This window comes from Pseudomonas sp. BTN1 (assembly GCF_001907715.1).
Taxonomy (GTDB): Bacteria; Pseudomonadota; Gammaproteobacteria; order Pseudomonadales; family Pseudomonadaceae; genus Aquipseudomonas; species Aquipseudomonas paracarnis.
On the sequence record NZ_MPBM01000072.1, the window covers coordinates 1 to 24,655 of the forward strand.

At 61.1% G+C, this 24,655-nt stretch carries 27 protein-coding genes and 1 pseudogene; 14 read left to right on the top strand and 14 right to left on the bottom strand.

Features of this window, described 5'->3' with window-relative positions:
- Nucleotides 1-186: pseudogene (gene araG / locus BMH52_RS26495) on the top strand (L-arabinose ABC transporter ATP-binding protein AraG); the annotation flags it as partial.
- 9 nt (nt 187-195) lie between these two features.
- Nucleotides 196-1,164 (top strand): L-arabinose ABC transporter permease AraH, encoded by a 969-nt coding sequence (gene araH / locus BMH52_RS26500; RefSeq protein ID WP_072435709.1) that lies wholly within the window; start codon nt 196-198, stop codon nt 1,162-1,164.
- 115 nt (nt 1,165-1,279) lie between these two features.
- Here the strand turns inward: araH and BMH52_RS26505 are convergent, their stop codons facing one another.
- Nucleotides 1,280-2,428: an aldose epimerase family protein gene (locus BMH52_RS26505; protein WP_073845560.1), complete on the bottom strand. Its 1,149-nt coding sequence runs from the start codon at nt 2,426-2,428 to the stop codon at nt 1,280-1,282.
- Between the two features lie 138 nt (nt 2,429-2,566).
- Between BMH52_RS26505 and BMH52_RS26510 the strand changes: the two genes are divergently transcribed.
- A complete protein-coding gene (locus tag BMH52_RS26510) occupies nt 2,567-3,334 on the top strand; it encodes an SDR family NAD(P)-dependent oxidoreductase (protein ID WP_014718077.1) in 768 nt (255 codons plus the stop codon).
- A 134-nt stretch (nt 3,335-3,468) separates the two neighbouring features.
- Here BMH52_RS26510 and BMH52_RS26515 read toward each other — a convergent pair whose 3' ends face one another.
- Complete coding sequence (locus BMH52_RS26515) at nt 3,469-4,065, bottom strand: glutathione S-transferase family protein (RefSeq protein WP_072435711.1); 597 nt, start codon at nt 4,063-4,065, stop codon at nt 3,469-3,471.
- Between the two features lie 30 nt (nt 4,066-4,095).
- The gene (gene mug / locus BMH52_RS26520; protein WP_072435712.1) at nt 4,096-4,629 is read right to left on the bottom strand and encodes a G/U mismatch-specific DNA glycosylase; all 534 of its coding nucleotides are present in this window, start codon (nt 4,627-4,629) and stop codon (nt 4,096-4,098) included.
- A 95-nt stretch (nt 4,630-4,724) separates the two neighbouring features.
- On the opposite strand from mug, the gene yghU reads away from it, so the two are divergent.
- Nucleotides 4,725-5,555: a glutathione-dependent disulfide-bond oxidoreductase gene (yghU, locus tag BMH52_RS26525; protein ID WP_072435713.1), complete on the top strand. Its 831-nt coding sequence runs from the start codon at nt 4,725-4,727 to the stop codon at nt 5,553-5,555.
- Between the two features lie 121 nt (nt 5,556-5,676).
- Here the strand turns inward: yghU and BMH52_RS26530 are convergent, their stop codons facing one another.
- Nucleotides 5,677-6,729, bottom strand: coding sequence for a LacI family DNA-binding transcriptional regulator (locus BMH52_RS26530; protein ID WP_072435714.1), 1,053 nt, complete (start codon nt 6,727-6,729; stop codon nt 5,677-5,679).
- A gap of 161 nt (nt 6,730-6,890) precedes the next feature.
- On the opposite strand from BMH52_RS26530, the gene BMH52_RS26535 reads away from it, so the two are divergent.
- From BMH52_RS26535 to BMH52_RS26555, 5 genes are read left to right on the top strand one after another with little or no spacing between them, the layout of a single operon-like run.
- Entirely contained in the window at nt 6,891-7,985 is a 1,095-nt protein-coding gene (locus BMH52_RS26535) for a fatty acid desaturase family protein (protein WP_014718086.1), read from the top strand.
- Complete coding sequence (locus BMH52_RS26540; RefSeq protein ID WP_019817317.1) at nt 7,982-8,308, top strand: MocE family 2Fe-2S type ferredoxin; 327 nt, start codon at nt 7,982-7,984, stop codon at nt 8,306-8,308. The genes BMH52_RS26535 and BMH52_RS26540 overlap by 4 nt, the downstream gene beginning before the upstream one ends.
- Nucleotides 8,305-9,504: an NAD(P)/FAD-dependent oxidoreductase gene (locus BMH52_RS26545; RefSeq protein ID WP_072435716.1), complete on the top strand. Its 1,200-nt coding sequence runs from the start codon at nt 8,305-8,307 to the stop codon at nt 9,502-9,504. The genes BMH52_RS26540 and BMH52_RS26545 overlap by 4 nt, the downstream gene beginning before the upstream one ends.
- A 2-nt stretch (nt 9,505-9,506) precedes the next feature.
- Nucleotides 9,507-10,325 (top strand): sugar phosphate isomerase/epimerase, encoded by an 819-nt coding sequence (locus BMH52_RS26550; protein ID WP_072435717.1) that lies wholly within the window; start codon nt 9,507-9,509, stop codon nt 10,323-10,325.
- A gap of 48 nt (nt 10,326-10,373) precedes the next feature.
- A complete protein-coding gene (locus BMH52_RS26555) occupies nt 10,374-11,336 on the top strand; it encodes a Dyp-type peroxidase (RefSeq protein WP_073845563.1) in 963 nt (320 codons plus the stop codon).
- Here BMH52_RS26555 and BMH52_RS26560 read toward each other — a convergent pair.
- Nucleotides 11,333-12,205 (bottom strand): undecaprenyl-diphosphate phosphatase, encoded by an 873-nt coding sequence (locus BMH52_RS26560; protein ID WP_038449834.1) that lies wholly within the window; start codon nt 12,203-12,205, stop codon nt 11,333-11,335. The genes BMH52_RS26555 and BMH52_RS26560 overlap by 4 nt on opposite strands.
- A 47-nt stretch (nt 12,206-12,252) precedes the next feature.
- Here BMH52_RS26560 and BMH52_RS26565 point away from each other — a divergent pair, with 47 nt between their 5' ends.
- Nucleotides 12,253-12,891: a GNAT family N-acetyltransferase gene (locus BMH52_RS26565; protein WP_073845564.1), complete on the top strand. Its 639-nt coding sequence runs from the start codon at nt 12,253-12,255 to the stop codon at nt 12,889-12,891.
- 420 nt (nt 12,892-13,311) lie between these two features.
- Here BMH52_RS26565 and BMH52_RS26570 read toward each other — a convergent pair whose 3' ends face one another.
- Nucleotides 13,312-14,250 (bottom strand): GlxA family transcriptional regulator, encoded by a 939-nt coding sequence (locus tag BMH52_RS26570; protein ID WP_014718093.1) that lies wholly within the window; start codon nt 14,248-14,250, stop codon nt 13,312-13,314.
- A 166-nt stretch (nt 14,251-14,416) separates the two neighbouring features.
- Between BMH52_RS26570 and BMH52_RS26575 the strand changes: the two genes are divergently transcribed.
- The gene (locus tag BMH52_RS26575; RefSeq protein WP_019817311.1) at nt 14,417-15,094 is read left to right on the top strand and encodes a type 1 glutamine amidotransferase domain-containing protein; all 678 of its coding nucleotides are present in this window, start codon (nt 14,417-14,419) and stop codon (nt 15,092-15,094) included.
- A gap of 78 nt (nt 15,095-15,172) precedes the next feature.
- On the top strand, nt 15,173-16,303 hold the full coding sequence (locus BMH52_RS26580) for an alkene reductase (RefSeq protein WP_058410443.1): 1,131 nt from the start codon (nt 15,173-15,175) through the stop codon (nt 16,301-16,303).
- A gap of 185 nt (nt 16,304-16,488) precedes the next feature.
- On the opposite strand, the gene BMH52_RS26585 is transcribed toward BMH52_RS26580, so the two are convergent.
- From BMH52_RS26585 to mobA, 3 genes are all read right to left on the bottom strand, one after another.
- The gene (locus BMH52_RS26585) at nt 16,489-17,487 is read right to left on the bottom strand and encodes an NAD(P)H-quinone oxidoreductase (RefSeq protein WP_072435719.1); all 999 of its coding nucleotides are present in this window, start codon (nt 17,485-17,487) and stop codon (nt 16,489-16,491) included.
- Between the two features lie 128 nt (nt 17,488-17,615).
- Nucleotides 17,616-18,512 carry a LysR family transcriptional regulator gene (locus BMH52_RS26590; protein ID WP_072435720.1) on the bottom strand — a complete coding sequence of 299 codons (897 nt, stop codon included), beginning with the start codon at nt 18,510-18,512 and terminating at the stop codon, nt 17,616-17,618.
- 63 nt (nt 18,513-18,575) lie between these two features.
- Entirely contained in the window at nt 18,576-19,238 is a 663-nt protein-coding gene (mobA, locus tag BMH52_RS26595) for a molybdenum cofactor guanylyltransferase MobA (RefSeq protein WP_083535096.1), read from the bottom strand.
- Nucleotides 19,239-19,468: 230 nt separating this feature from the next.
- On the opposite strand from mobA, the gene moaB reads away from it, so the two are divergent.
- Nucleotides 19,469-20,008: a molybdenum cofactor biosynthesis protein B gene (gene moaB / locus BMH52_RS26600; RefSeq protein WP_072435721.1), complete on the top strand. Its 540-nt coding sequence runs from the start codon at nt 19,469-19,471 to the stop codon at nt 20,006-20,008.
- A complete protein-coding gene (glp, locus tag BMH52_RS26605; protein ID WP_072435722.1) occupies nt 20,005-21,210 on the top strand; it encodes a gephyrin-like molybdotransferase Glp in 1,206 nt (401 codons plus the stop codon). Before moaB ends, glp begins: the two co-directional genes overlap by 4 nt.
- Nucleotides 21,211-21,280: 70 nt before the next feature.
- Here glp and moaE read toward each other — a convergent pair whose 3' ends face one another.
- The 5 genes from moaE to moaA are packed head-to-tail and all read right to left on the bottom strand — an operon-like array spanning nt 21,281 to nt 24,429.
- Entirely contained in the window at nt 21,281-21,733 is a 453-nt protein-coding gene (moaE, locus tag BMH52_RS26610; RefSeq protein ID WP_072435723.1) for a molybdopterin synthase catalytic subunit MoaE, read from the bottom strand.
- Nucleotides 21,734-21,736: 3 nt separating this feature from the next.
- On the bottom strand, nt 21,737-21,988 hold the full coding sequence (gene moaD, locus BMH52_RS26615) for a molybdopterin converting factor subunit 1 (RefSeq protein ID WP_072435724.1): 252 nt from the start codon (nt 21,986-21,988) through the stop codon (nt 21,737-21,739).
- Nucleotides 21,985-22,479, bottom strand: coding sequence for a cyclic pyranopterin monophosphate synthase MoaC (gene moaC, locus BMH52_RS26620; protein ID WP_072435725.1), 495 nt, complete (start codon nt 22,477-22,479; stop codon nt 21,985-21,987). Before moaC ends, moaD begins: the two co-directional genes overlap by 4 nt.
- 12 nt (nt 22,480-22,491) lie before the next feature.
- Nucleotides 22,492-23,391, bottom strand: a complete 900-nt coding sequence (locus BMH52_RS26625) for a bestrophin family protein (protein ID WP_072435726.1) — start codon at nt 23,389-23,391, stop codon at nt 22,492-22,494.
- A gap of 39 nt (nt 23,392-23,430) precedes the next feature.
- Complete coding sequence (gene moaA, locus BMH52_RS26630) at nt 23,431-24,429, bottom strand: GTP 3',8-cyclase MoaA (RefSeq protein ID WP_072435727.1); 999 nt, start codon at nt 24,427-24,429, stop codon at nt 23,431-23,433.
- Nucleotides 24,430-24,655: the final 226 nt, after the last annotated feature.

Genomic DNA, 24,655 nt, shown 5'->3' on the forward strand with positions numbered 1-24,655 from the left:
ATCCATAACCTGGCGGCCAGTGGCATTGCGGTGATCGTGGTGTCCAGCGACCTGATGGAGGTGATGGGCATCTCTGACCGCATCCTGGTGCTGTGCGAAGGCGCCCTGCGCGGCGAACAACTGCGCGAGCACGCGACTGAATCCAACCTGCTGCAACTGGCCTTGCCACGCGGCCTGGCGAACTGAGAGACGACCATGACCATTCAAAACAACGCGTTGCCCTCGGCACGCAAACCCCTCGATATGCGTGCATTGCTCGATAACTGGGCGATGCTCTTGGCGGCGGTGGGCATCTTCGTACTGTGCGCGCTGCTGATCGATAACTTCCTCTCTGCGCTCAACATGCGCGGCTTGGGCCTGGCGATTTCGACTGTCGGTATTGCCGCGTGCACCATGCTGTTCTGCCTGGCCTCGGGGCACTTCGACCTGTCGGTAGGCTCGGTGATCGCCTGCGCCGGGGTAGTTGCGGCGATTGTAATGCGCGATACCGACAGCGTGATGCTGGGCATTGGTGCAGCGCTGCTGATGGGCCTGATGGTGGGGCTGATCAACGGCATCGTGATCGCCAAGCTGCGGGTCAACGCCTTGATCACTACCCTGGCGACCATGCAGATCGTGCGCGGCCTGGCTTACATCTTTGCCGACGGCAAGGCGGTAGGCGTGTCCCAGGAGCAATTTTTCGTGTTCGGCAACGGCCAATTGTTCGGCGTGCCGGTGCCGATCCTGATCACCATTGTCTGCTTCCTGTTCTTCGGCTGGCTGCTCAACTACACCACCTATGGGCGCAACACCATGGCCATCGGCGGTAACCCGGAGGCGGCGCTGCTGGCGGGCGTGAACGTTGACCGCACCAAGATCCTGATCTTCGCCATCCATGGCCTGATCGGCGCCTTGGCCGGGGTGATCCTGGCTTCGCGCATGACCTCCGGCCAGCCGATGATCGGCCAGGGCTTCGAGCTGACGGTGATCTCGGCCTGCGTGCTGGGTGGGGTGTCGCTGAGCGGCGGCATCGGCATGATCCGCCATGTGATCGCCGGGGTGTTGATTCTGGCGATCATCGAGAATGCGATGAACCTGAAGAACATCGATACCTTTTACCAGTATGTGATCCGCGGTTCGATCCTGCTGTTGGCCGTGGTCATCGACCGCATGAAACAACGCTGAACCCAGGCGCTGTGAAAAACCAATGTGGGAGCTGGCTTGCCTGCGATAGCGTTGGTTCAGGCAATAATTGAGTAGCCTGTGCCACCGCCATCGCAGGCAAGCCAGCTCCCACAATTTAATCAGCGGTGAACTTGAAAATAGTGTGTTGGGTGTAAGTCTGCCCTGGATTCAAACGCGTTGAAGCAAAGCTCGGCTGGTTAGGCGCATCCGGAAAATGCTGGGTCTCCAAGGTAAACCCACTCCAGTGCTGGTACGTCTTGCCGCCTTTGCCCTTCACCGAACCGTCCAGGAAGTTGCTGGTATAGAACTGTACGCCAGGCTCTGTGGTGTAGAGCTGCAAACGTCGGCCTGATTCAGGATCATGCACCTCGGCGGCCAGTTGCTTGACGTCCCCTTTGGTATCCAGCGCCCAGTTGAAGTCGAAGCCACCTTGTTTGGGCTCGGCGAATTTGAGCTGCGGATGGTCGTCCTTGATGTGCTGGCCGATGGCGGCAGGCTTCAGGAAGTCCATGGGCGTGCCCTTGACCGGCGCCAGTTCGCCGGTGGGAATCAAGGTGGCATTCACCGGTGTGTAGTGGCTGGCGTGCAAGGTGGCGACCTGCTTGAGAATGTCGCCGTTGCCCGCGCCGGCCAGGTTGAAGTAGCTGTGGTTGGTGAGGTTGAGCACCGTCGGTTTGTCGGTGGTGGCGGTGTAGTCGATGTGCAGTTCGTTGTGGTCGTTGAGGCGGTAGGTGACCTCGGTTTTCAAGTTGCCCGGAAAGCCCATTTCCCCATCTTTGGACAGGTAGGTGAGGGTGACGCCCACCGAATCCTTGTCCTTGACCGATTTGGCTTGCCACACCTGCTTGTCGAAGCCCTGGGCGCCGCCATGCAATGAGTTAGGGCCGTCGTTGAGCGGTACCTGGTAGCGTTTGCCGTCGAGTTCGAAGGCGCCGCCGGCCAGTCGATTGCCGAAGCGGCCAATGGTCGCGCCGAAAAACGCGGTACCGCCTTGATAGCCTTGCACGTCATCGAAGCCCAGCACCACGTCGTCGAGCTTGCCGTGTTTGTCTGGCACTTTTAGCGACTGCAGCACGCCGCCGTAGGTGATCACCGTGGCTTGCATGCCATGGCTGTTGCGCAACACGTACTGTTCGACGGCGGTGCCATCGTTGGTTTTGCCGAAGGGTTTGTGTTCGCTGCTAAGGCCGGCGGCGTGCGCGCCACCGCTGGCGATCAGCATGGACAGCGCGAGGCCGGACAGCAGGTATCGAGGGTGCTTCATGGTCGAACTTCCTTTTGTTGTTTTGCTGGAATAGTTCTACTAATTTGAGATATTTTGTCGATATGACAGCAGATTTATAGCCTTTAACGCCGTTCTTGCAAAATAAAATAAGACTAATTAAGCGGAGCACTGATTGTTATGACTACCCAGCAAGCAATTTATCCCGACCTCAAGGACAAAACCGTGCTGGTTTCCGGCGGGGCGTCGGGGATTGGCGAGTTCATGGTGCGTGCCTTCGCCGCGCAGGGTGCCAAGGTGGCGTTTGTGGACCGTGCACAGAGCCAGGGTGAACGCTTGGCGGCGCTGCTCAACTCCAAAGGGCACAGTGTCGAGTTCGAGTGCTGCGATATCACCGACGAGATCGGCTACCGCGCGGCGATCGGGCGCTTCGAGCATTCCCTGGGGCCGATCACGGTACTGGTCAACAACGCAGCGAACGATGTGCGCCACAGCCTGGAAGAAATCGACTCGCACATGTTCGACCAGCTGATTGCGGTCAACCTCAAGCACGCCTTCTTTGCCGCCAAGGCGGTGGTGCCCATGATGAAGGAGGCCGGTAGCGGCTCGATCATCAACCTGGGCTCGGTGGGCTGGATGATGGCCTCGGCCGGCTACCCCGTATACGCCGCCAGCAAGGCCGCCGCCCACGGCATGACCCGAGCCCTGGCGCGTGAGCTGGGGCCCAACCGTATTCGCGTCAACACCTTGGTGCCGGGTTGGGTGATGACCGAAAAACAACTGGCCATGTGGGTCGACGACGCCGCCAAGGAACTCATCGCCCGCAGCCAGTGCCTGCCCGGCAGCGTGATGCCAGAACACATCGCCAACATGGCGCTGTTTTTGGCCTCGGATGCCTCGGCGATGTGCTCGGCGCAGAACTTTATCGTCGACGGCGGCTGGGTATAAAACGCGATTTTCAGAATGATGCACATCGAGTGTGGGAGCGGGCTTGCTCGCGAAGGCGGTGTGCCAGTGAACTTATTAGGTTCTGACACACCGCCTTCGCGAGCAAGCCCGCTCCCACAGTTAAATTGTGGTGCTTACTCGATGGGGTAACGCTTGAACGCCGGGTGCTGCTCCAGGCGTTCAGCATGGCGCTTGAGGTTGGGGAACGCATCGGCCTTCACCACCGAGGCCACGGTGAACTGGCTGAACGACCAGGCGACCGCTGCGGTAATCGACGCCTGGGTCAGCGCTTCATTGCCCGCCAGTTGCTTGTCCAGCAACGTATAGGCCGCCAGCAATTGCCCGGTAACGCGCTCAAGCCATGGCGCATGCAGCTTTTCGGCGGGGCGCAGGTTGTGTTCATAGACGATCTGCACGCTTTTTTCACAGGCCGCCAGCGCGAGCCCAAGCAGTTGCAGGTCGCGGGCGCGTGCCGCCGGTTGTTGGGGCAGCAGCTTCTTGTCAGCCGGCGCCAGCGCTTCCAGGTAATCGAGGATCAGGCTCGAATCCATCAGCACCGTGCCATCGTCCAGCATCAGGGTCGGGGCCTTGACTACCGGGTTGATCTGGGCAAATTCAGCGTAAGTGCTGAACACCGAAAGCGGTTCATGAACAAAGTCCACCCCGTATAACTCCAGGGAAACAGCCACGCGGCGTACGTAGGGCGAGTCCAGCATTCCGACCAGTTTCATGCAGCCTCCATTGCTTACAGGGTGTTGGGCTCACGAGATTAAGGGCGCGGGCCTGGATTGCGCAACGGCGTTGTGCAGCAGCCGATACGCCTGCACCAATTGATCGAGGCTGAACGCCAGGTTGCGCCCGCTGGGGTTGGGCAGCACCCAGACCGAGGCCCCGCCCAGTGGCTGCGCTTGCAAACCCCAGGCGACCTCGCGCTGGCCGCTCAGCGCGCTATAGCCGGGCTTGCCGAGGAACGCGACGAAGCGCGGGGCATGGCGGCGGATCTTGTGTTCGAACGCCGCCGCCGCGTCCTGGAACTCATGCCGCGCCAACTCGCCTGCACTGGCCGTTGGACGTGCCACCAAGGTGGTCAATCCGCAACCGTAGTGCAGCAAGGTGGCACCGTCTTGCGGGCGGATTTCATGGGGCGTGAAACCGGCCAAATGCACGGTGCGCCAGAAGCGGTTGCTGCGATTGGCAAAATGCAGGCCGAGGGCTGCCGAGCCCTTGCCAGGGTTGATGCCGCAGAACAGTACGTGCAAGTGGTCGGCGAGGAGGTCGTCGAGTCGCTCGTTCATGCCGGATCTTCCATGCTGATAGGTGAGACGAGTCATCAACCTTTGGTTTAGTCTGGAACGCTTAGTGGATCACAAGCGCCTCTGGAGCATTGATTATGACCGAGTACGTACCTGCCAAAGTCTGGACCTGGGACACCGAAAGCGGCGGCACCTTCGCCAGCATCAACCGGCCCATCGCCGGCGCCACCCACGAAAAGCCGCTGCCGGTGGGCAAGCACCCGCTGCAGTTATACTCCCTGGCCACGCCCAATGGGCAGAAGGTCACGATCCTGCTGGAAGAACTGCTGGCCCTGGGGCACAGCGGCGCCGAATACGATGCTTGGCTGATCAAGATCGGCGACGGCGACCAGTTCGGCAGTGGCTTTGTGGCGGTGAACCCGAACTCGAAGATTCCAGCGCTGATGGACCACAGCGGCGCCACGCCGATTCGCGTGTTCGAATCGGGCGCGATTCTGCAGTACCTGGCCGCGAAGTTCGGTGCATTCCTGCCCATGGAGCCTGCGGCCCGGGCTGAATGCCTGTCGTGGCTGTTCTGGCAGATGGGCAGCGCGCCTTACCTGGGGGGCGGCTTCGGGCATTTCTATGCCTATGCGCCGAGCAAGATGGAATACCCGATCAACCGCTTCGCCATGGAGACCAAGCGCCAACTGGATGTGCTGGATAAGCGCCTGGCGGTCAGCCAATACATTGCCGGGGATGAATACACCATTGCCGACATCGCGATATGGCCTTGGTACGGTGGGTTGGTCAAAGGCCGCTTGTATGGCGACTCGGCGGAGTTTCTCTCTGTGCATGAATACAAGCACGTGCTGCGCTGGGCCGACGCAATTGACGCCCGGCCGGCGGTGCAGCGCGGGCGGCGGGTGAACCGGGTGTCGGGTGAGGAACAGTTGCCCGAGCGGCATAGCGCCAGCGATTTGGATTAAGTCCTGGCACCGTAAAAAATGTGGGAGCGGGCTTGCTCGCGAATGCGGTGGGTCAGTAAAGAATAGGTTAACTGACACACTGCATTCGCGAGCAAGCCCGCTCCCACACTTTTGATCGTCATTAATCAGGTGACATGTTTTCCGGGGTCACTATCTGCGGCGGTATATGCACGCGGTGCCTCAATGGGTCAAACCCCTCATCACTCTGCAAGCGCACCAGCAACTCCACCAGCGCCACGGCCGTTTGCCGTGGCTGCGAGTCCATCACCACATCAATCAAGCCGTTGCTCAATGCCTGACGCGACAACGGCGTGGACTCTTGCAGGATGCAGCACAGCGCCGGGCGCTTGGGCAGTTGCGCCAGGGCGTTGATCACGCCGTCGCCACCACCGCCGACCACACATAACCCACGCAAATCGGTATGGCGGCTGAGCAGGTCGAGGGTGGCTTCTTCGGTGATGTCGCAGTTGTCCAGGTTGATCAGCGGCTCCAACGGTTTGAGCCCCGGCGCGTGTTCGGCCAGGTAGCTGTGCAAGCCCTCGACCCGTGCCTGATGGCCGAGGAAACGATGGCCGCCCAACAGGATGCCCACGCTGCCTTTGCGTGCGCCGCAGGTGCGCGCCAGCAGCCAGCCCATGGTGCGCCCGACCACGTGGTTGTTCTGGCCTACATAGGGTTCGGCAGCGTGTTCATGGATATCCGAAAGCAGGGCAACCACCGGCACGCCTGCTTCACGAATCTGCGCCAGGCAGGCGTTGATCAACGGATGGGCGAAGCTGACCACCGCGAGGGCGTCGCACTGCACGGCCAGTTGTTCGATTTGCGCGACGATGACGCCGGGCGTGCGGTCGTTGATGTAGTCGAACTGGCAGCTCAGGTTAGCGGTGGCGTGATGCTGCGCTGCCTCGCTAATGGCGTGGGCCAACTGCGCATAGAAGGCTTGGGCGGTCCCCAGCAACAGCACGCCGAAACGGTAGGTGGGCCGACGTTCGCGAATGCGCTGGCCGATCAGCCGTGCGGCGAAATAGCCCACCGCTTCGGCGGCCTGGAACACCTGTTCGGCGGTGCCGGGGTTGACCGGCGCGCGGGCGTTCAATACGCGGTCGACGGTGGCTACGCTGAGCCCCGCATGGGCGGCGACGGTGGCGATGGTTGGGCGTTTGTTGTTGTGCATGGCAGGCCCCTTGAGCGTCTTGATAGAAAACTATCAAGCCCCGCTGGGCCTGGATGATAGCTTGATAGGGAATGGATTCAAGGCCTTGAGGGTGATTTAGCCGCACTCTATCGTTGGTTTCGCAAAGCCCCTGAAACCCACGCTTGCGGAGAACAATAACAATGCCTGGACACACCGCTCACCGCGCTCGGCGCGATTACAGCCTCACCGGCCCCGAAGCCGCCCGGGCCGCCGACAAGGGCCTGGTCTCGGCCCGTTGGTACCAGTCGCCCATCCCGCGCAATCGCATGAAAGCCCTGATGCAACGCCGCGACGCTCCGGCGTTGCTCGACACCGCCCTGTGGTTCTCAGCGTTGTTGGCCACCGGTGTCGGCGGCTACTGGTTCTGGGGCAGTTGGGCCTGCGTGCCATTCTTCATCGCCTATGGTGTGCTCTACGGCACGGCCTCCAACCCGCGCTGGCACGAAACCGGCCACGGCACGGCGTTCAAGACCCGCTGGATGAACGATGCGCTGTATCAGGTGGCGAGCTTCATGTGCCTCTTCGAACCCCACGTGTGGCGCTGGAGCCATGCCCGCCATCACACCGACACCATTGTCGTCGGTCGCGACCCGGAGATCGTTGAACCGCGCCCGCCGAGCTTATGGATGATGGCCCTCAGTCTGTTCAACCTACCCCTGGCCTGGAAGACCTTCAGCGGCGTGGCCCGCCATACGTTCGGGCGAATGAGTGCCCAGGAGCAGGACTTCATCCCCGAATCCGAGTGGCCCAAGGTGTACCGAGATGCGCGTATCTGGGTCGGCATCTACGCCCTGATCATCGGCACCGCGCTGTACCTGCACAGCGGGTTGCCGCTGATGCTGGTGGGCCTGCCCAGCCTCTACGGCGCGTGGCTCGGCTACCTGTTTGGTCTCAGCCAACACGTGGGCCTGGCCGAAGATGTGCTCGACCACCGTAGCAATTGCCGCACCATCTACATGAACCGCGTGTTGCGCTTTATCTACATGAACATGAACTACCACCTCGAACACCACATGTACCCGATGGTGCCTTACCACGCGCTCAGTCAACTGCACGAAGAGATCCGCAGCGACTGCCCGCCGCCGTATGCCAACCTGTGGCAGGCCTACCAGGAAATCATTCCGACGATCTGGCGCCAGCGCAGAGACCCCAGCTATTTCGTCCAGCGCCCCACCCGTGGCGAGCAAGCTCGCTCGCCACAGACTGAAAGCCAGTCATTGGAGATAAATGCATGAACGATCAATGGATCGACGTCTGCGCCGTGGGCGAAATAGAAGCAGAAGACGTGCTGCGCTTCGACCACGGCGCGCAGACCTACGCGGTGTTCCGTTCAGCCGATAACGAATTCTTCGCCACCGCCGGCCTGTGCACCCACGAGAAAATCCACCTGGCCGACGGCCTGGTGATGGACCATGTGATCGAATGCCCCAAGCACAACGGACGCTTTGATTACCGCACCGGCAAGGCCCTGGGCGCGCCGGTGTGCGTCAACCTCAAGACCTACCCCGTGCGGGTAGATGCGGGGCGGGTACTGCTCGCCGTCACGGCCGAAGAATGAACGCTCCCCTGATCATCGTCGGCGCTGGCCATGCTGGTGGCCGTGCGGCACTGACCCTGCGTGACGAAGGTTACAGCGGGCGCCTGATCCTGATTGGCGATGAAGCGCACTTGCCCTACGAGCGGCCACCGTTGTCCAAGGGCTTGCTGCAAGGCTCGACCGACTTGGCGCAATGCAGCCTGTGCGACAGCCAGCAGTTGGCGGCGCTCGAGGTAGAGCATATCGCCGCCAACCCGGTCAGCCGCCTGGAGCCGCAGCACCACCGGTTGCAATTGGCCGACGGCCAGTGGTTGAGCTATGCCGGCCTGCTGCTGGCCACCGGAGGCCGGGCGCGGCGTTTGCCCCAGGAGCAGGCCAACGTGTTTTACCTGCGCACCCATGATGACGCGTTGGTCTTGCGCAATGAATTAAAGCCAGGCGCCAGGCTGGTGGTGGTTGGCGGTGGTTTTATCGGCCTGGAGGTGGCAGCGACGGCGCGGGGCCTGGGCTGCGAGGTGACGCTACTGGAAGCCGGGCCACGGCTGGCAGGGCGGGTGTTGCCGCCGGTGATCAGTGACGCGTTGCTGGCATTGCACCGTGAGCAGGGTGTGGACGTGCGTTTGAACGTCGCCCTGGAGTGCATCCACGCCGACGCCGTGCAACTGGTCGACGGGCAACGGCTGCCCTGCGACCTGGTGGTGGTCGGCATTGGCATGCAGCCCAACATCGAGATGGCCGCGGCGGCAGGTTTGGACGTCGGGCAGGGCATTCGCGTCGATGCGTACTTGCGCACCAGTGTGGCGGATATCTACGCGGCGGGGGATGTGTGCGAGTTTCGCCTGGCGGGCCTTTATCAGCGCCAGGAAACCTGGCGCAACGCCGAAGCCCAGGGCCGTCTCGCGGCGTTGAACCTGCTGGGGCAGGCGTTGGCGTTCGAGACGATCCCGGGTTTCTGGTCCGATCAATACGCGTGGGGCTTGTACACCGTCGGGGTGATGACTGCACTGATGGTCCGCCGGCAATTGCCCGACGGCGGCCTGCTGCTGTTCTACCTTGACGACCATCACCGTTTGCAAGGCGCCTGCGGTTGGGCCATGGGTCACCGCGCAGCGAAGGACATCAAGCTGTGCGAGCACTTGATCACTGCCCACATCCCGCTTAACCCGGCCAGCCTGGCCGACCCCGAGGTATCCCTGAAGCTGTTATTGCGAGGCTGACCATGCGCCAGTTGTTAGTATTCCAATCGATGTGGGCCATGCAAACCGAGCCCGGCAGCCTCGAAGCGCAACTGGACCGCATCGCCGCCGCCGGTTATGACGGCATCACCGACCATTACTGGGCGCCGGCATCGGTGCAGCGCCTGCACGCGGCGGCCACGGCCAGTGGCCTGCAGATTGAAGGGCAACTGTTCCCGCAATCGGTGGATGATCTGGCCAGGGCATTGGAGGTGATCAGCCGTTACGGCTGTCACCACCTCACCTTGCAAGCCGACGTGCGCCCACGTACCCAGGCAGAGGCGGCCAGGCTGATCGACGGCTGGCAACGCCTGGCCGAACAGGTGGACTTCCAGATTTTGCTGGAAACCCACCGTTATCGGCTCACCAACGACCTGTTGTTCACCCTCGACCTGCTGGCACAGATGCCCGATCTGAAACTGCTCGCTGACCTGTCCCACTACGTGGTTGGCCGCGAGTTGCCCGAGCCCGGCAGTGTGGAAGACGACGAACAGATACGCACCATCCTGCGTCACAGCTGGGGCTTTCATGGCCGCATCGCCAGCAGCGAACAGGTGCAGGTTGGCCTGGATTTTTCCCAGCACCAACCGTGGGTCGAGCGATTTACCGGCTGGTGGCGCTATGGGGTCGAACACTGGCTGGGCCGCGCTGACACCCCGCAGAGCCTGTCCTTCACTTGCGAGTTGGGCCCGCCACCCTATGCGATTACCGACGCACAGGGGCGCGAACTCACCGATCGCTGGGCCGAGGCGCTCAAGCTCAAAGCCCTGATTCGCCAGGTGTGGGCCAGTTGCCATCGATGATCTGCTAATCTGCGCGGGTTCAAACCGCCCTCAGCCTGTGGAATGCCCATGAAAACCTGCCCCGTCCGTCCCCCGCTCGAACCGCAATCGGTGTGTCACCCGATCACCAGCAGCGCGATCTTCATGGTCGCCACCCTGGCGCCTGATGCGGTTGAAAACGTGCGGGCCTGGTGCGCCGACATCGCAGGCCTGGTGCGCTCGGTAGGCAAGCGCGTGCCCTCGGGCAACCTGACGTGCGTTTGCGGGTTTGGCTCGGATGCCTGGGACCGTCTGTTCGGCGCGCCGCGCCCGGCGGCCTTGCATCCGTTTCGCGAGTTCGGTGTGCAAGGGCGCAAGGCGGTGTCGACCCCAGGTGACATCCTGCTGCACATCCGTGCCGAGCAGATGGACCTGTGTTTCGAGCTGGCAACCCAACTGATGGCCGCCCTGGGTGATAGCGTGAACGTGGTCGATGAGGTCCAGGGCTTTCGCTACTTCGATATGCGCAGCATTATCGGTTTCGTCGACGGCACCGAGAACCCGGTGGGGCGCAAGGCCGAGGCCTTCACCCTGGTGGGCGATGAAGACCCTGAGTTCGAAGGCGGCAGCTATGTGCTGGTGCAGAAATACCTGCACAACATGACCGCGTGGAATGGCTTGACGGTGGAGGCTCAAGAGAAGGTGATCGGGCGCACCAAATTGTCGGACATCGAACTGGACGACGACGCCAAGCCGAGCAACTCCCACAGCGCCCTGACAGTGATCACTGACGAGGACGGCGAGGAGGTGAAGATCCTGCGCGACAACATGCCCTTCGGCCGCCCTGGTGCCGGGGAGTTCGGCACCTACTTCATCGGCTATGCACGCTCGCCGCAGCCGTTGGAGCAGATGCTGGAGAACATGTTCGTCGGCCGCCCGGCCGGCAACTACGACCGCTTGCTCGACTTCAGCACGGCCGTGACCGGCGGCCTGTTCTTCGTGCCCTCGGCCGACTTGCTCGAAGCGCTGGCCGACCGCGAGCCGGTGGCTTAACTCAACAACCCGGTGCTGACCGCCACAATCAGGAAGATCCCCAGCAGCGCACGGTAGATCACGAACGGCCAGGTGGAGAAACGCTCCAGAAATTTCATCAGGCCCCAGATGGCAAAGAACGCCGAGATGCTGGCCACCACCAGGCCAAAGATCAAGTGCGGCCAGGCGTGGGCGGGCAGGTCGGCGCGCAGCAGCACCCACAACTCTTTCAAACCGGCCAGGGCGATGGCCGGCAAGCCTAACAGGAAAGAAAACCGCGCCGCTTCTTCGCGTTTGAAATTCAGGAACAGCGCGGCGGTCAACGTGGAGCCCGAACGCGATACGCCCGGTATCAACGCGCCAATCTGTGCAACCCCCACGATCAGGGCATCGCGCAGGCGCATTTGGCTCACGTCGCGTGTATGCCGGGCACGCAGTTCGGCCACTGCCAGCAGCACCGCCATCACCACGCAGGAAATGCCGATCACCATCAGCCCGCGCAATGGCGAGTTGCAGGCATTCAAGGTCGACGACAACGCCAGCCCCGCAATGCCAATCGGGACGGTTGCCAGCACAATTGCCACGGCGAGCTTGAACCAGCGGTCGTTGTAGTCGCCCCGGCGCACCGCACTGATGCTGCCCGTGGTGACCTGGCGCACATCGCGCCAGAAGTAACTGACCACTGCTGCCAACGCCGCCAATTGCATGGCTGCGGAAAACGCCGAGCCAGGGTCTTGCCAGCCGAGCAGGGCGGGTACCACGCGCATATGGGCGGTGGATGACACCGGCAGCAATTCAGTAATGCCCTGGATCACGCCCAGGATGAAGATCTGCAGGTAATCCAGGGAGGCAAAGCCCACATCCAGGCCGGCGGTACAGACGTTGGTCAAAATACGTGTCCTTGAGCAAAAGGGGGAACCGGCGAAGTTTATTCTAAATGTTTCAGGATTTCGGCCAGGGCAATCGCTATTTGCAATCGGTTCAGCCAATAGAAAGGATTCGCCAGGCCATTGGCGTGGGCAGCACTTTTGTGAACAATGGCGCCCTGCGTTTTTCCACCGAGAGCCCCATGCCTGAAACCACCGTCGAATTGATCCAGACCGGCCCCGAAGAAGCCGAACTGATCCGCAATCTTTACCAGTACTACGCCTATGAGTCTTCGGACTGGGAACAGGAAGATGTCGAGGCCGATGGGCGTTTCTACATCCATGACGAACACTTGGCCCGCTACTGGAGCGACCCGCAATGGAGCGCCAACCTGCTGCTGGTAGACGGCTACATCGCCGGCTTCCTGTTGATCGAAGGCAGCGAACTGCCGGGCATCGACGCCCTGGAACTGGCCGACCTGTTCATCCTCAAGCGCTACCGCCGTAAAGGCATTGGCCGCGCAATTGCCAGCCAGGTGCTGTGCAGCGGCGCGGCCAATTGGTTGGTGCGTTTCTATGATCAGGACGAGGTGTCCCAGGCGTTCTGGCGCACCGTGCTGGATAACCTGCCGCGTCCGGTGCAGATGATTGAACTGGAGGATGATCCGCAGTTGGTGAGCTACCTGATTACCCGGGCTTCGTTGCATTGAGGGGCTGGGGCTTTCTCTCGATGAGCATAGATATTAAAACAACGCTGTAGCGATCAACCCGTAACCACGATGCGAAGCGAGCTGCTCGTGATCTTGCTCTTGATCTGCTTTTGATCTGCTTTTGATCTTGATCTTAAGCGCCCCGTCAAACCACGCTGGCCGAACGCAGGCTTGAATTCCGCTGTAAAAGCGGAACCGTAAGCCGCCGTTACCCAAATAACGGATATGTACACGGTCTGATCCAAGATTCTGGTCGGCTGTCAGGCCGCCTTCGCGAGCAAGCCCGCTCCCACAGTTTGATCGCGGGGTGTCAGGTAGGTAAGTGTCGGCTGGTAGGCCGCCATCGCAGGCAAGCCAGCTCCCACATTTGGATCATGGCACTTCAGGTAGATAGGCGTCGGCTGTCAGGCCGTCACGGGCCTAGCCCGGGTTGAACAGCACCTGCTGCATCGCCTGAGGCGGCTGCCCGAAGGCCCTGAGGAACGCCTGGCGCATGCGTTCGCGGTCTCCAAACCCGGTTTCGCGGGCCACCACCTCTACCGGGTGACGGCTGATTTCCATCATCGCCCGCGCAGCTTCCACCCGCAGGGCTTCGATGGCTTTGGCTGGGGTTTGACCGGTTTCTTCGCGAAACACCCGGCTGAACTGGCGGGGGCTGAGCCGGGCAACGTCGGCCAGGGCGTCCACCGACAAATCATGGGTGAGGTTTTCACGGGCATAGGCCAGGGCCAACTGCACGCGGTCGGACTTTGGGTCCAGTTCCAGCAAGGCCGACAGTTGCGACTGCTCGCTGCCGCGGCGCTGGGCAATCACCAGCTTGCGTGCAATGCGCCGGGCCAGGCCGCTGCCCAGGTCGTCCTCCACCATCGCCAGCGCCAGGTCGACCCCGGCGCTCATGCCCGCACCGGTCCACACCTGGCCGTCGACAATGAACAACTTGTCTTCTTCCAGGTGGATATCCGGATAGCGTTTGCGAAATGCCGGCGCATGGATCCAGTGGGTGGTGGTGCGCTTGCCCGCCAGCAGGCCTGCCTCGGCCAGTACAAAGATGCCCATGCATAAGGACGCCACCCGGCGCGACTGCGCGGACGCGGCCTTGACCAGCTCCAGCAGGTTGGCTTCGGGCAGGCGAAACTCCAGGTAGCCGCTGACAATCAAGGTGTCATAGCCCTCTGGGCGCAGCGCGCTGGTGTTCACCGAAAAACCCTGGGAGGTCATCACGGCGCCGCCGCTTTCCGACACCAGGTGAAACTCATAGGCCGGCTCGCCGCGCAGCAGGTTGGCGCACTCGAACACCGAGCCCAGGCTGAGGCTCAACGACTGGAAATTCGGGTAAACCATCAGCGCAACGCTGTGCATTGCATCTCTCCAAGGGGCGGGGGAGAGGCGATTGTCGGCGCGTGCCCGGCAAACGGCAACCGACTTTGGTGCATGTCCGCAATCCTTGCGGATATGACATTGTGAGCCACTGCCTCGCTGCCTAACATGAGACAACTGTTATTCACACCGACCGAGGCACTGGAAAATGAAAGTATTAATGGTACTGACCTCTCACGACCAGCTTGGCGATACCGGGCGCAAGACCGGCTTCTGGCTCGAAGAATTCGCCGCACCTTATTACGCGTTCAAGGACGCTGGCGCCGAAGTGGTGTTGGCTTCCCCGGCCGGCGGCCAGCCGCCGCTGGACCCCAAGAGCGATGAACCGGATGCGCAAACCGAGCAGACCGAGCGCTTCGGTAAAGACTCGGCTGCGCAGCAAGCCTTGGCGACCACCGTGAAGCTGGACTCGGTCAACGCCGCCGACTTCGACACCGTGTTCTACCCAGGCGGCCACGGCCCGCTGTGGGACCTGGCGGAGTCGCCGGTGTCCATCGCGCTGATCGAAGCCTTCGAGCGGGCCGGCAAGCCCATCGGCTTTGTGTGCCATGCACCGGGTGCCTTGCGTCACGTCAAGGCGGTTAACGGTGAGCCGTTGATCAAGGGCCGCCGCGTCACCGGGTTCTCCAACTCGGAAGAGGCCGCTGTGCAGTTGACTGAAGTCGTGCCGTTCCTGATTGAAGATGAATTCAAAAAACTGGGCGGCCAGTATGAGAAGGGCGCTGACTGGCAATCCTTCGTCCTCGTCGATGGCTTGCTGGTGACTGGGCAAAACCCAGGCAGCTCCAGCGAAGTGGCCAAGGCCCTGCTGACACTCTGCGCTTAAGTTAATCAACCGATCTACACGGTGGCGACTCCCAGGAGTTGCCACGGTTTTCGTTCGTCCTGAATTTGGAATATCGCCGTGCCTGACTGCATCCTGAACACCCCGATCAAGCTGGGGCATCACCGCTTGAACAACCGTGTCGTACTGCCGCCGCTGACCCGCCAGCGCAGCGCCCAGCCGGGTAATATCGCCACCGACCTGATGGCCGAGTATTACCGTCAGCGGGCCAGTGCCGGGTTCATGGTCAGCGAGGGGACGCAGATCGAACCCCGGGGCCAGGGCTACGCGTGGACGCCGGGTATCCATACACCGGCGCAAATCCAGGGTTGGCGCAAAGTCACCGCAGCGGTGCATGACGAGGGCGGTGTGATCTTCGCCCAGCTATGGCATGTGGGGCGGGTGTCCCATCACGCGCTGCAACCCGACGGTGGTGCACCGGTGGGGCCGTCTGCACTGGCGGCGTTGCAAGCCAAAGCCTTCATTGAAACCGGGCCGGGTGTGGGTGAACTGGTGCAGCCACCGGTACCCCGCGCCTTGACCGCGCTGGAAATCGAAGAGCTGGTGGGGCACTACGCCCAGGCTGCACGCAATGCCCTGGACGCCGGGTTCGACGGTGTGGAAATCCACGCGGCCAACGGCTACCTGGTCAACCAGTTCATCTCGGCCCATTCCAACCTGCGTGAGGATGAGTACGGCGGCTCGCTGGACAATCGCCTGCGCTTGCTGCGCGAGATTGTCGAAGCGGTGTGCAAGGTGGTGGGGCCGGAGCGCCTGGGCGTGCGCTTTTCGCCGCTGTTCAGTGGCACCGACCAGGACCGGGTCTACATCGGCCTGGTGGAAGAAGACCCGCACCTTACCTATATCGAAGCGATCAAAGTGCTGGAAGCGTCGGGCATCGCCTATGTGTCCATCGCCGAAGCCGACTGGGACAACGCGCCCGACCTGCCCGAGACTTTCCGCCAGGCCGTGCGCCGCACCTTCAGCGGCAGGATCATCTACGCCGGCCGCTACACCGCCGAGCGCGGCGCACGGCTGGTAGAGACCGGGTTGGCGGACCTGATCGCCTTTGGACGGCCCTTCATTGCCAACCCGGACTTGCCCCAGCGGCTGTTCAATGGCTGGCCATTGAATGCGTTGAAGGCCGAAGGCTTGTATGGCGGGACAGAGGCGGGGTATGTGGACTATCCGGTGTATGCCCAACAGCCGTGATAGCCCATGATGGCCTGTGTTATATCCAGTGTGGGAGGAGGCTTGCCCTAACGCCGGTCAGTTAAACGAACGCTATGCTCGAAGCAATGAAGATCAAATGTGGGAGCTGGCTTGCCTGCGAAAGCGGTCGTGCAGTAACAGATACAGTGACTGACACACCACCTTCGCGGGCAAGTCGAATCGCCTCACTCCACCCGCAACACAATCTTGCCGATATGGTCCCCACCTTCCATCCGCGCATGGGCCTGGGCGGCGTCGGTGTAGGCGTAGACCTGGTCGATCATCGGTAGGCAGCGCCCGGCACTGAGTACCGGCCACACGTGTTCGCGCAGTTGCTGGGCAATCTCGGCCTTTTCTTCCCGCGTGCGGGCCCGCAGCAGCGAGCCGGTGATCACCGCGCGTTTGCCGAGGATGGTCAGCAGGTCGACGTCGTTGGCCTTGCCGCCACCGAGGAAGCCGAGGATCACCAGGTGGCCGTCCATGCCCAGGGCCTTGAGGTTATTGTTCAGGTACGAGGCGCCCATGATATCGAGGATCACGTTGACGCCTTTGCCGTCGGTCTGTTTGGCGATGACCTCGGCAAAGTCCTGTTCGCGGTAGTTGATCGGCTCGGCACCGAGCTTGGCAATCGCCGCGCATTTGTCGGCGCTGCCCGCCGTGGCGAATGCCTGGATGCCGAACTCCTGGCAGAGCATCAACGCGGTGGTACCGATGCCACTGGTGCCGCCGTGGATCAATGCGCGCTGGCCCTTATGGGCACCGCCGAGGCCGAACAGGTTGGCCCAGACCGTGAAGAACGTTTCCGGCACGGCAGCGGCCTGAATCCAGTCCATGCCCGCAGGGATCGGCAGCGCCTGGCTGGCCGGCACCGCGCAATACTGCGCATAGCCGCCGCCATTGGTCAGGGCACAGACCTTGTCGCCCAGGCTGTATTCGTTCACGCCAGTGCCCAGCGCCACCACTTCACCGGCCACTTCCAACCCCGGGATCGGGCTCATGCCGGGCTTCATCGGGTATTTGCCCGCGCGCTGCAAGGCGTCTGGGCGGTTGACCCCGGCGGCGTGCACGCGAATCAGAATCTCGCCTGGCCCGGCCACTGGCACGTCGGCGCTGCGCGGCTGCAAGACCTCGGGCCCGCCAGGGGTGGTGATTTCGATCAGGGTCATTTCTTGGGGAAGCGTCATGGAAAAATTCCTGTAGCGATGAGCGTATGGGTTGGGACCGTGTGGCGGCGCAAGCAGTTCAGCACGATGAGGCCGGGTTCGCGTAGCAATGCAGTCATTGCTCTCTCCATCAACATCCCTCCCGTACGCTAGACCGTACCCTTGGCGGCAAACAATTTCTGGGCTTGCGCAAAACACTTTTCGGCGATGGCCGAGCGGGGTTCGGTTTTGCGCATCACCATGCCCAGCGGCGCGAGTACGCTGGCGTCCGGGAGGTTGATAAAGGCCAGGTTTTCGATCGGGCTTTCCAAGCCGCTGTCCAGAGGCATAATCGCGCAGCAAAAACCGTTGTGGATCGCCTGGAACAGCTGATACGTCGAATCGCTCTCGAGTATGGGTTGGGGGTCGAGGCCGCGGCTGCGAAAGCTCAGGTCAATGGACTTTCGATAGTGCATGCCATTGCTGATCATGCCTAGGGGCAGTTCGGCGGCGTCTTCCCAGCTCATTTCGGTGCCTTCGAAATGGAAGTGGCGCGTGTCGTACAGCAGGCCGACGCGGGTTTCGCCCAGTTCGAAAAACTCTAGGTAATTGGCGTTTACGTGGTCCAGGTAACACACCCCCAGGTCCAGTTGGTTAGTGCCCAGCGCTTCGATGATCTTGTCCGAGCTCATCGAGGTCAGGTTGAACTTGAGTTCCGGGAAGGTATGGGATAGGCCCTGAATGTAGCTGATCGGATTGAAGCCGCTGAGCGGCACCAGACCCAGACGCAAATTACCGACCAGTTGGCCGCGACAGGCTGCAGCTTCGGCGAACAACCCGTCATGGGCGGCGAGCAAGGTCCTGGCCCAGGCGAGCACGCGTTCACCGGCCTGTGTAAAGCCTTCGAAACGCTGGCCCCGGGTAACCAATTCCAGGCCCAGCTCATCCTCCAGATTACGTAAACGCATCGACAAGGTCGGCTGGGTGATGTGGCAACGCGCAGCCGCCTGGCCGAAGTGCCGGGTCTGCTCCAGCGCGATGAGGAATTTAAGCTGCTTGATATCCACTAAGGCACCTGTTGCGGAATAAATGAGGGGTAATTATTAACGCTGGTGGCCAGAACTCGCGGATTATTTTAGCGATTCTGTTTCTGCCCTTTTAATTAATGTGCCGTCGACTTCTTCGGTGCACGCTAATGATTGCCCAGCCAGCCATTCAGGGGTATTGAAATTGCTCAGGCGCAGATCGTCGCTTACGCAGGTCAATGCCACCAGCTCATGCTTGAGCAGCGCGCGCAGCAGGCTGCGTTCGCCTTCATCCCAGGCCTGGTTCAACTGCGGCAACAACGCCGTTGGGATCAGGCTGAACATGGGCTGCCATTGCCCGGCCTGCTGGATCATTAGCGCGGCGCCGGTCGTGGGACGCGCCTCGAGCATTGCTCTGATCAGTGCGGCATCAATATTCGGAGCATCACAGGCAAGCACCAGCAGCCAGGGATGGTGCGCAACGGAAACTCCGGCCAAAACACCGGCCAAGGGGCCCGGGAAATCCTTTTGTGAGTCTTCGACCAATTGATCGGCATACGCGCGATAACGTGCTGCATTGCGGTTGCAGGAAATAATCAAGTCGTCGGTGAACGGACGGACGATGGCCTGTACATGGGCAATCAGCGGCTTATCTTTCCACACCAGTAATCCTTTGTCCCGCCCGCCCATACGTGCCCCGCGCCCGCCCGCCAGCAGGAGTATCGAACAGGGGCTGGATGCAGCTTCAGGAGAGCAGCGCGATGGCATGACAGGAGTACCGCGAATTGAGATGAGCAGACGATCTCATTCTCGCGCCTGTACGTCCAATCATGACTATTGAAGGATTGATCGACTCACTCGATCACCGGTGAATGGCGTCCGGAAATATCAGTGATAGAAGCGCTCGATAATCCGGTCGACTGTAACGATTAGACAGTGGCTGTATGGGCGCTTTAGCCTCTGGTGATCGTTTCAATAATGGCTTGTAGGAGAGTGACATGAGCGTGAAGTCGGATGCATTATTTGTTCCGCTGAATATGGCCGTGTTGACCGTCAGTGATACCCGTGAATATGCCAACGATACCTCCGGGCAACTGCTGGTCAGCCGGCTGCTGGAGGCGGGTCACCGTTTGAGCGAGCGCAACCTGCTAAAGGATGACCTGTATAAAATCCGCGCGCAGGTCGCGACCTGGATCGCCGACGAGCAGATTCAGGTGGTACTGATTACCGGGGGCACAGGCTTCACCGGGCGCGACAGTACGCCTGAAGCGGTCCACTGTTTGCTGGACAAGCAGATTGACGGTTTTGGTGAGTTGTTCCGTGCGATATCCATCCTCGATATCGGTACCTCCACGGTACAGAGTCGTGCCTTGGCCGGTTTGGCCAACGGTACGCTGGTGTGCTGCCTGCCGGGCTCGACGGGCGCTTGCCGCACGGCGTGGGAGGGTATCCTCGCCGAGCAGCTGGATGCGCGCCACAGGCCGTGCAATTTTGTGCCGCACCTCAAATCGGTGGCCTTGTGCGAGTCCCGGGGATGAGCCCGTCACAGCTTATGTCAGTGGAGGAGGCTATCGCTTCACTGTTGGCCATGGCGCAGGCGCGACGCCTGCAAGGCAGTGAGTCGATAGCATTGAGCGACGCACGGCAACGGGTGCTGGCCAATGACTTGATCGCGACCCTGGATCTGCCGCCGTGGCCGAACAGTGCCATGGACGGATACGCCTTGAACGTCGACGACTGGAAAGGCCAGCCGCTGACCGTGTCGCAACAGATTTTCGCCGGGCATACACCTGAGGCATTGCTGCCGGGCACCTGCGCTCGAATCTTCACCGGCGCACCGGTACCCCTTGGGGCCAATTGCGTGGAGATGCAAGAGAACGCCGAGCAACTGGAGGACGGACGGGTACGTTTCAAGCAGGCGCTTAGCGCGGGTCAGAATATCCGTGCGCAAGGCCAGGAAAACCGTGCCGGGCAGGTGTTGCTCGCTGCCGGCAAGCGACTCGGGCCTTTCGCGCTGGCCATCGCGGCCGCGCAAGGCTGTACCCATGTATCGGTGGTACTCCGCCCACGGGTGGCATTGCTGTCCACGGGGGACGAACTGGCTGAGCCGGGGACGACGCTGAAGCCTGGCTGTATCTACAATAGCAATCGCATTTTGCTTAGCCATTGGCTGAGTGCATTGGGTTGTGACGTCATCGATGGCGGTATTCTTCCCGACCAGCCGCAGCACACGCGGCTCAAGCTGGAACAGTTGCAACCTGCCGCCGACTTGATCCTGACCACCGGTGGGGTGTCAGCCGGAGACGCCGACTGCCTTGGCCAGGTGCTGCGCGATAGCGGTAAGCCGTTATTCTGGAAACTCGCGATCAAACCGGGAAAGCCTTTGACCGTGGGCTATTACGGTAACGTGCCTGTCATCGGCTTGCCAGGCAATCCGGCCTCGGCACTGGTGACGTTCGGCCTGCTGGCACGGGCTTACCTGTTGCGTATCCAGGGTGTTGATGACGTCACGCCCCTGAGCTTCCCGGTTAACGTCGGGTTTGACTGGCCGAAAGCAGGCAGCCGTCGCGAATACCTGCGGACCAAGCTGGAGGAGGGCCGGGCGATTCTGTATCCGAACCAGAGCTCAGGCGTGCTGCTGGGAGCTTCGTGGGCGGACGGCCTGCTTGAAATCCCCGAGGGCTGCACCTTGCAGCGCGGTGACACAGCGCGTTTCATTCCTTTCTGCGACTTGTTCTGACGCGGCATGCACTGTCCTCAAATACCGCCACCGCCACTGTAGGAGCCAGCTCGCCCCTACCGCGGGGGCGTCATGCAGTCCAGCGGTTTACCGCCAGTTGGTCACTTTCTCTCCCCTCTACCCAGCGTTCTCCGGACGGCGTGTGTTCACGCTTCCAGAAAGGTGCCTGAGTCTTCAGGTAGTCCATCAAAAAATTGCAGGCATCGAAGGCTTCCTGGCGATGTTCGCTGGCAACACCGACGAACACGATGGGTTCACCGACCTTCAATGCCCCCACGCGGTGGACGATGCTCGCCCGTTGCAGGGGCCAGCGTTGATGGGCTCTATCGATGATCTGCTGCAGCGAGCGTTCGGTCATTCCCGGGTAATGTTCAAGGAACAATTCGCTGACCTGATCCCCCTGATTGAGATCGCGCACATAGCCGACAAAGGTGGCTACGGCGCCGACGCCCGGCTCTTCGGCATGTAGGCTGCGGGTCAGTTCACCCAGATCAAACAGCTCGGTCTGAACCTGAACAGGCATTGGTCAACCTCCGGTCACTTGGGGGAAGAAGGCGATTTCATCGAAATCTTCTATCGGCGCGTCGGGTGTGCACAGCTCCTGGTTCAATGCGCACATGAGGCTGGTCTCACCGAGCACTTGCTGCCAGGTTTCACCTCGGGCGCACAGGTGTTGCCTGAGGTCGGCAATGGTGCGCAGCGACCCGTCCAAGGCGATTTTTTCGCCGCCGATGCCCAGCTGTTCCCGATAGCGCGCAAAGTAATTGACCAGGATCATTGCGCGTCACCCGCGACAAAGGTGCCCGACTTGCCACCCTGTTTTTTGAGCAACTGGATCCGGTCGATGATCATCCCGCGGTCCACCGCTTTGCACATGTCATAGATCGTCAAGGCCGCTACGCTGGCGGCGGTCAGGGCTTCGAGCTCGACGCCGGTCTGGCCGTTGAGCCGGCAGGTGCTGATGATCTGCACGCTGTCGGGCTCGACAGCACGCAGTTCGAGGTGAATCGAACTGAGCATCAGCGGGTGGCAGAGCGGGATCAGTTCATGGGTTTTCTTCGCCGCCATGATCCCGGCGATACGAGCCACCGCAAACACGTCGCCCTTGGGGTGCCCGTTAGCCTGGATCAGTTGCAGCGTGGACGGCTGCATGCGCACCCAGGCCTGGGCTTGGGCCTCACGGGTGGTTGCTGCTTTGTCCGTGACGTCGACCATGCAGGCCCGGCCTGCGGCGTCCAGATGGGTCAGTGTGTGGGAGCGTTCGTTCATGGGGGCCTCGGGTCAGTTCAGTACACAATCAATGGGTTGGAGCACGGGCGGCAGTTGTGTCGCGCCGTTGGCGTGCAGCACTTCGCGTTCAATCGTGCGCACGATGGCATTGGTTGGCAGGTCGTTTTCGTCGTAGCCGAAGGGGTCTTCCAGCTCATCGCCAATCGCGTCCAGCCCAAAAAACGTGTAGCTCACGATGGCGGTGAAGACCGGCGTCAGCCAACCCAGGGGTTCGGCCATGGCGAAGGGCAGCAAGATGCAGAACATGTAGCTGGTACGGTGCAACAAGAGGGTGTACGGGAAGGGCAGCGGCGTACTTTTGATGCGCTCGCAAATCGTCTGCGTACGGGTCAGGTTGCTCAAGTGCCGGGCCATCAGTTGGTAGCGCCATTCACTGAAGCCCCCCGATTCGGCCAGCGCCGAACACTGCTGGGTCACGCGGCCGATAATGCTTTCCGGGATATTCGGGGTGCTAGCCGACGGCAGCTTGTCGAGCCAGGGCGCTGCCGCGATGGACTCATTTTCATTGCGCAGCCTGGCGTTCAGTGCGTGGGCGAACCCGCACAGGTTGCGCAGGATCTCTTTGCGTTGGCGAGCATCCTTGATCACCTGGGTTTCGCGAATCATGACGCGCACATCCATCACCATGGTGCCGAGGGCTTTGCGCCCTTCGTACCAGCGGTCATAGCAGGCGTTGTTGCGAAAACTCATGAAGATTGAAAGTGACAAGCCCAGCAGCGTGAACGGCGTGGCGTTGACCTTGGAGAAGTACGCCGGCTGAAGGGTCTCCACCAGCACAATCACCGAGGCCAGCAGTGTCACCAGCAGGCTACGCAGTGCGATACGCCGGGCCACGGAGCCCTTGAGCGAAGTCAATACACCGATCAGGTTGGGTTTGGCTCTGACGATCATGGGCAATGGCCTTAATGCGAAGGGATAAAACCGGATGGGTTAACCACCGGTCATGTTCATGAAGCGGACAACCTGCACGTCATCATTGAGCTCGAAGTTGTGCCGATACGGCTTGAGTTTCATCGACTCGACGATGGCACTCTCCAGGCGTTTTGGTTCACCCGGATAGCGCCGCAGCACCTCCTTGAGATCGACCGAATGCTCGTTGCCCAGGCACAGCAACAACCGGCCTTCAACCGTCAGGCGCACGCGGTTACAAGTGCCGCAGAAGTTGTGGCTGTGGGGTGAAATAAAGCCCAGGCGAATATGCGGCGCCTCGGCCAGGCGCCAGTAACGCGAAGGCCCCTGGGTCGATTCTGCCGAGTCGATCAGGGTGTAGCGCTCGGCGATACGCTCGCGCACCTGCGCGCTGGAATAGAACGCCTCGGCACGGCTGTGTTCGCTGATGACCCCCAGGGGCATTTCTTCAATGAAGGAAATATCCAGGCCGCGGTCAATGGCGAACGCCACGAGGTCGTTGATTTCGTGGTCGTTGCGGCCCTTCATCACCACGCAGTTGAGCTTGGTGCGTTGGAAGCCCGCCGCATTCGCCGCATCGATACCGGCGATGACCTTGGCCAGGTCACCGGTGCGCGTCAGTTCACGAAAGCGCTTGGGGTCAAGGCTGTCGAGGCTGATGTTGAGGCGCTTGAGCCCGGCATCGAACAGCGGCGCGGCCAGCTTGCCCAGTTGCGAGCCGTTGGTGGTCATGCACAACTCGCGCAGGCCGGGCAGCGTCGCGATGCGCTTGCACAGCTCGACCACGCCCGGACGAATCAAGGGTTCACCGCCTGTCAGGCGGATTTTGCGCGTGCCCAGTGCGACAAAACTCTGCGCCAGTTGATACAGCTCTTCCAACGTCAGGATTTTCTGGCGTGGCAGGAATTCCATGTCTTCGGCCATGCAATACACACAGCGGAAATCGCAGCGGTCGGTCACCGACATCCTGAGGTAGTCGACCCGGCGAGAAAAACTATCCATCAAGACTTGATCTGTCATTAAAACCTCGGCAGCGACGCTGAGCGTGTAACTACGGTGTTTGGACGCTCGATGTAGGTAAGCGCGTTATTTAAAGCAAGGCTAGAGTTGTTTTAATGCCGCGTCTAATCACTATTAGCAACCGAGTGATCGACGAAATCTATGGGCTTTTGATTGGGGGTTTTATTCGACTTTTATTATTTTATCTTTTTGATTTTTAAAACAATTTATCGTGATAGAGCATGTC

Coding starts and splice junctions, on each gene's coding strand:
- araH (WP_072435709.1), top strand. CDS start 196: ATGACCATTCAAAACAACGCGTTGCCCTCGGCACGCAAACCCCTCGAT.
- BMH52_RS26505 (WP_073845560.1), bottom strand. CDS start 2,428: ATGAAGCACCCTCGATACCTGCTGTCCGGCCTCGCGCTGTCCATGCTG.
- BMH52_RS26510 (WP_014718077.1), top strand. CDS start 2,567: ATGACTACCCAGCAAGCAATTTATCCCGACCTCAAGGACAAAACCGTG.
- BMH52_RS26515 (WP_072435711.1), bottom strand. CDS start 4,065: ATGAAACTGGTCGGAATGCTGGACTCGCCCTACGTACGCCGCGTGGCT.
- mug (WP_072435712.1), bottom strand. CDS start 4,629: ATGAACGAGCGACTCGACGACCTCCTCGCCGACCACTTGCACGTACTG.
- yghU (WP_072435713.1), top strand. CDS start 4,725: ATGACCGAGTACGTACCTGCCAAAGTCTGGACCTGGGACACCGAAAGC.
- BMH52_RS26530 (WP_072435714.1), bottom strand. CDS start 6,729: ATGCACAACAACAAACGCCCAACCATCGCCACCGTCGCCGCCCATGCG.
- BMH52_RS26535 (WP_014718086.1), top strand. CDS start 6,891: ATGCCTGGACACACCGCTCACCGCGCTCGGCGCGATTACAGCCTCACC.
- BMH52_RS26540 (WP_019817317.1), top strand. CDS start 7,982: ATGAACGATCAATGGATCGACGTCTGCGCCGTGGGCGAAATAGAAGCA.
- BMH52_RS26545 (WP_072435716.1), top strand. CDS start 8,305: ATGAACGCTCCCCTGATCATCGTCGGCGCTGGCCATGCTGGTGGCCGT.
- BMH52_RS26550 (WP_072435717.1), top strand. CDS start 9,507: ATGCGCCAGTTGTTAGTATTCCAATCGATGTGGGCCATGCAAACCGAG.
- BMH52_RS26555 (WP_073845563.1), top strand. CDS start 10,374: ATGAAAACCTGCCCCGTCCGTCCCCCGCTCGAACCGCAATCGGTGTGT.
- BMH52_RS26565 (WP_073845564.1), top strand. CDS start 12,253: ATGTTTCAGGATTTCGGCCAGGGCAATCGCTATTTGCAATCGGTTCAG.
- BMH52_RS26570 (WP_014718093.1), bottom strand. CDS start 14,250: ATGCACAGCGTTGCGCTGATGGTTTACCCGAATTTCCAGTCGTTGAGC.
- BMH52_RS26575 (WP_019817311.1), top strand. CDS start 14,417: ATGAAAGTATTAATGGTACTGACCTCTCACGACCAGCTTGGCGATACC.
- BMH52_RS26585 (WP_072435719.1), bottom strand. CDS start 17,487: ATGACGCTTCCCCAAGAAATGACCCTGATCGAAATCACCACCCCTGGC.
- mobA (WP_083535096.1), bottom strand. CDS start 19,238: ATGCCATCGCGCTGCTCTCCTGAAGCTGCATCCAGCCCCTGTTCGATA.
- moaB (WP_072435721.1), top strand. CDS start 19,469: ATGAGCGTGAAGTCGGATGCATTATTTGTTCCGCTGAATATGGCCGTG.
- glp (WP_072435722.1), top strand. CDS start 20,005: ATGAGCCCGTCACAGCTTATGTCAGTGGAGGAGGCTATCGCTTCACTG.
- moaE (WP_072435723.1), bottom strand. CDS start 21,733: ATGCCTGTTCAGGTTCAGACCGAGCTGTTTGATCTGGGTGAACTGACC.
- moaD (WP_072435724.1), bottom strand. CDS start 21,988: ATGATCCTGGTCAATTACTTTGCGCGCTATCGGGAACAGCTGGGCATC.
- moaC (WP_072435725.1), bottom strand. CDS start 22,479: ATGAACGAACGCTCCCACACACTGACCCATCTGGACGCCGCAGGCCGG.
- BMH52_RS26625 (WP_072435726.1), bottom strand. CDS start 23,391: ATGATCGTCAGAGCCAAACCCAACCTGATCGGTGTATTGACTTCGCTC.
- moaA (WP_072435727.1), bottom strand. CDS start 24,429: ATGACAGATCAAGTCTTGATGGATAGTTTTTCTCGCCGGGTCGACTAC.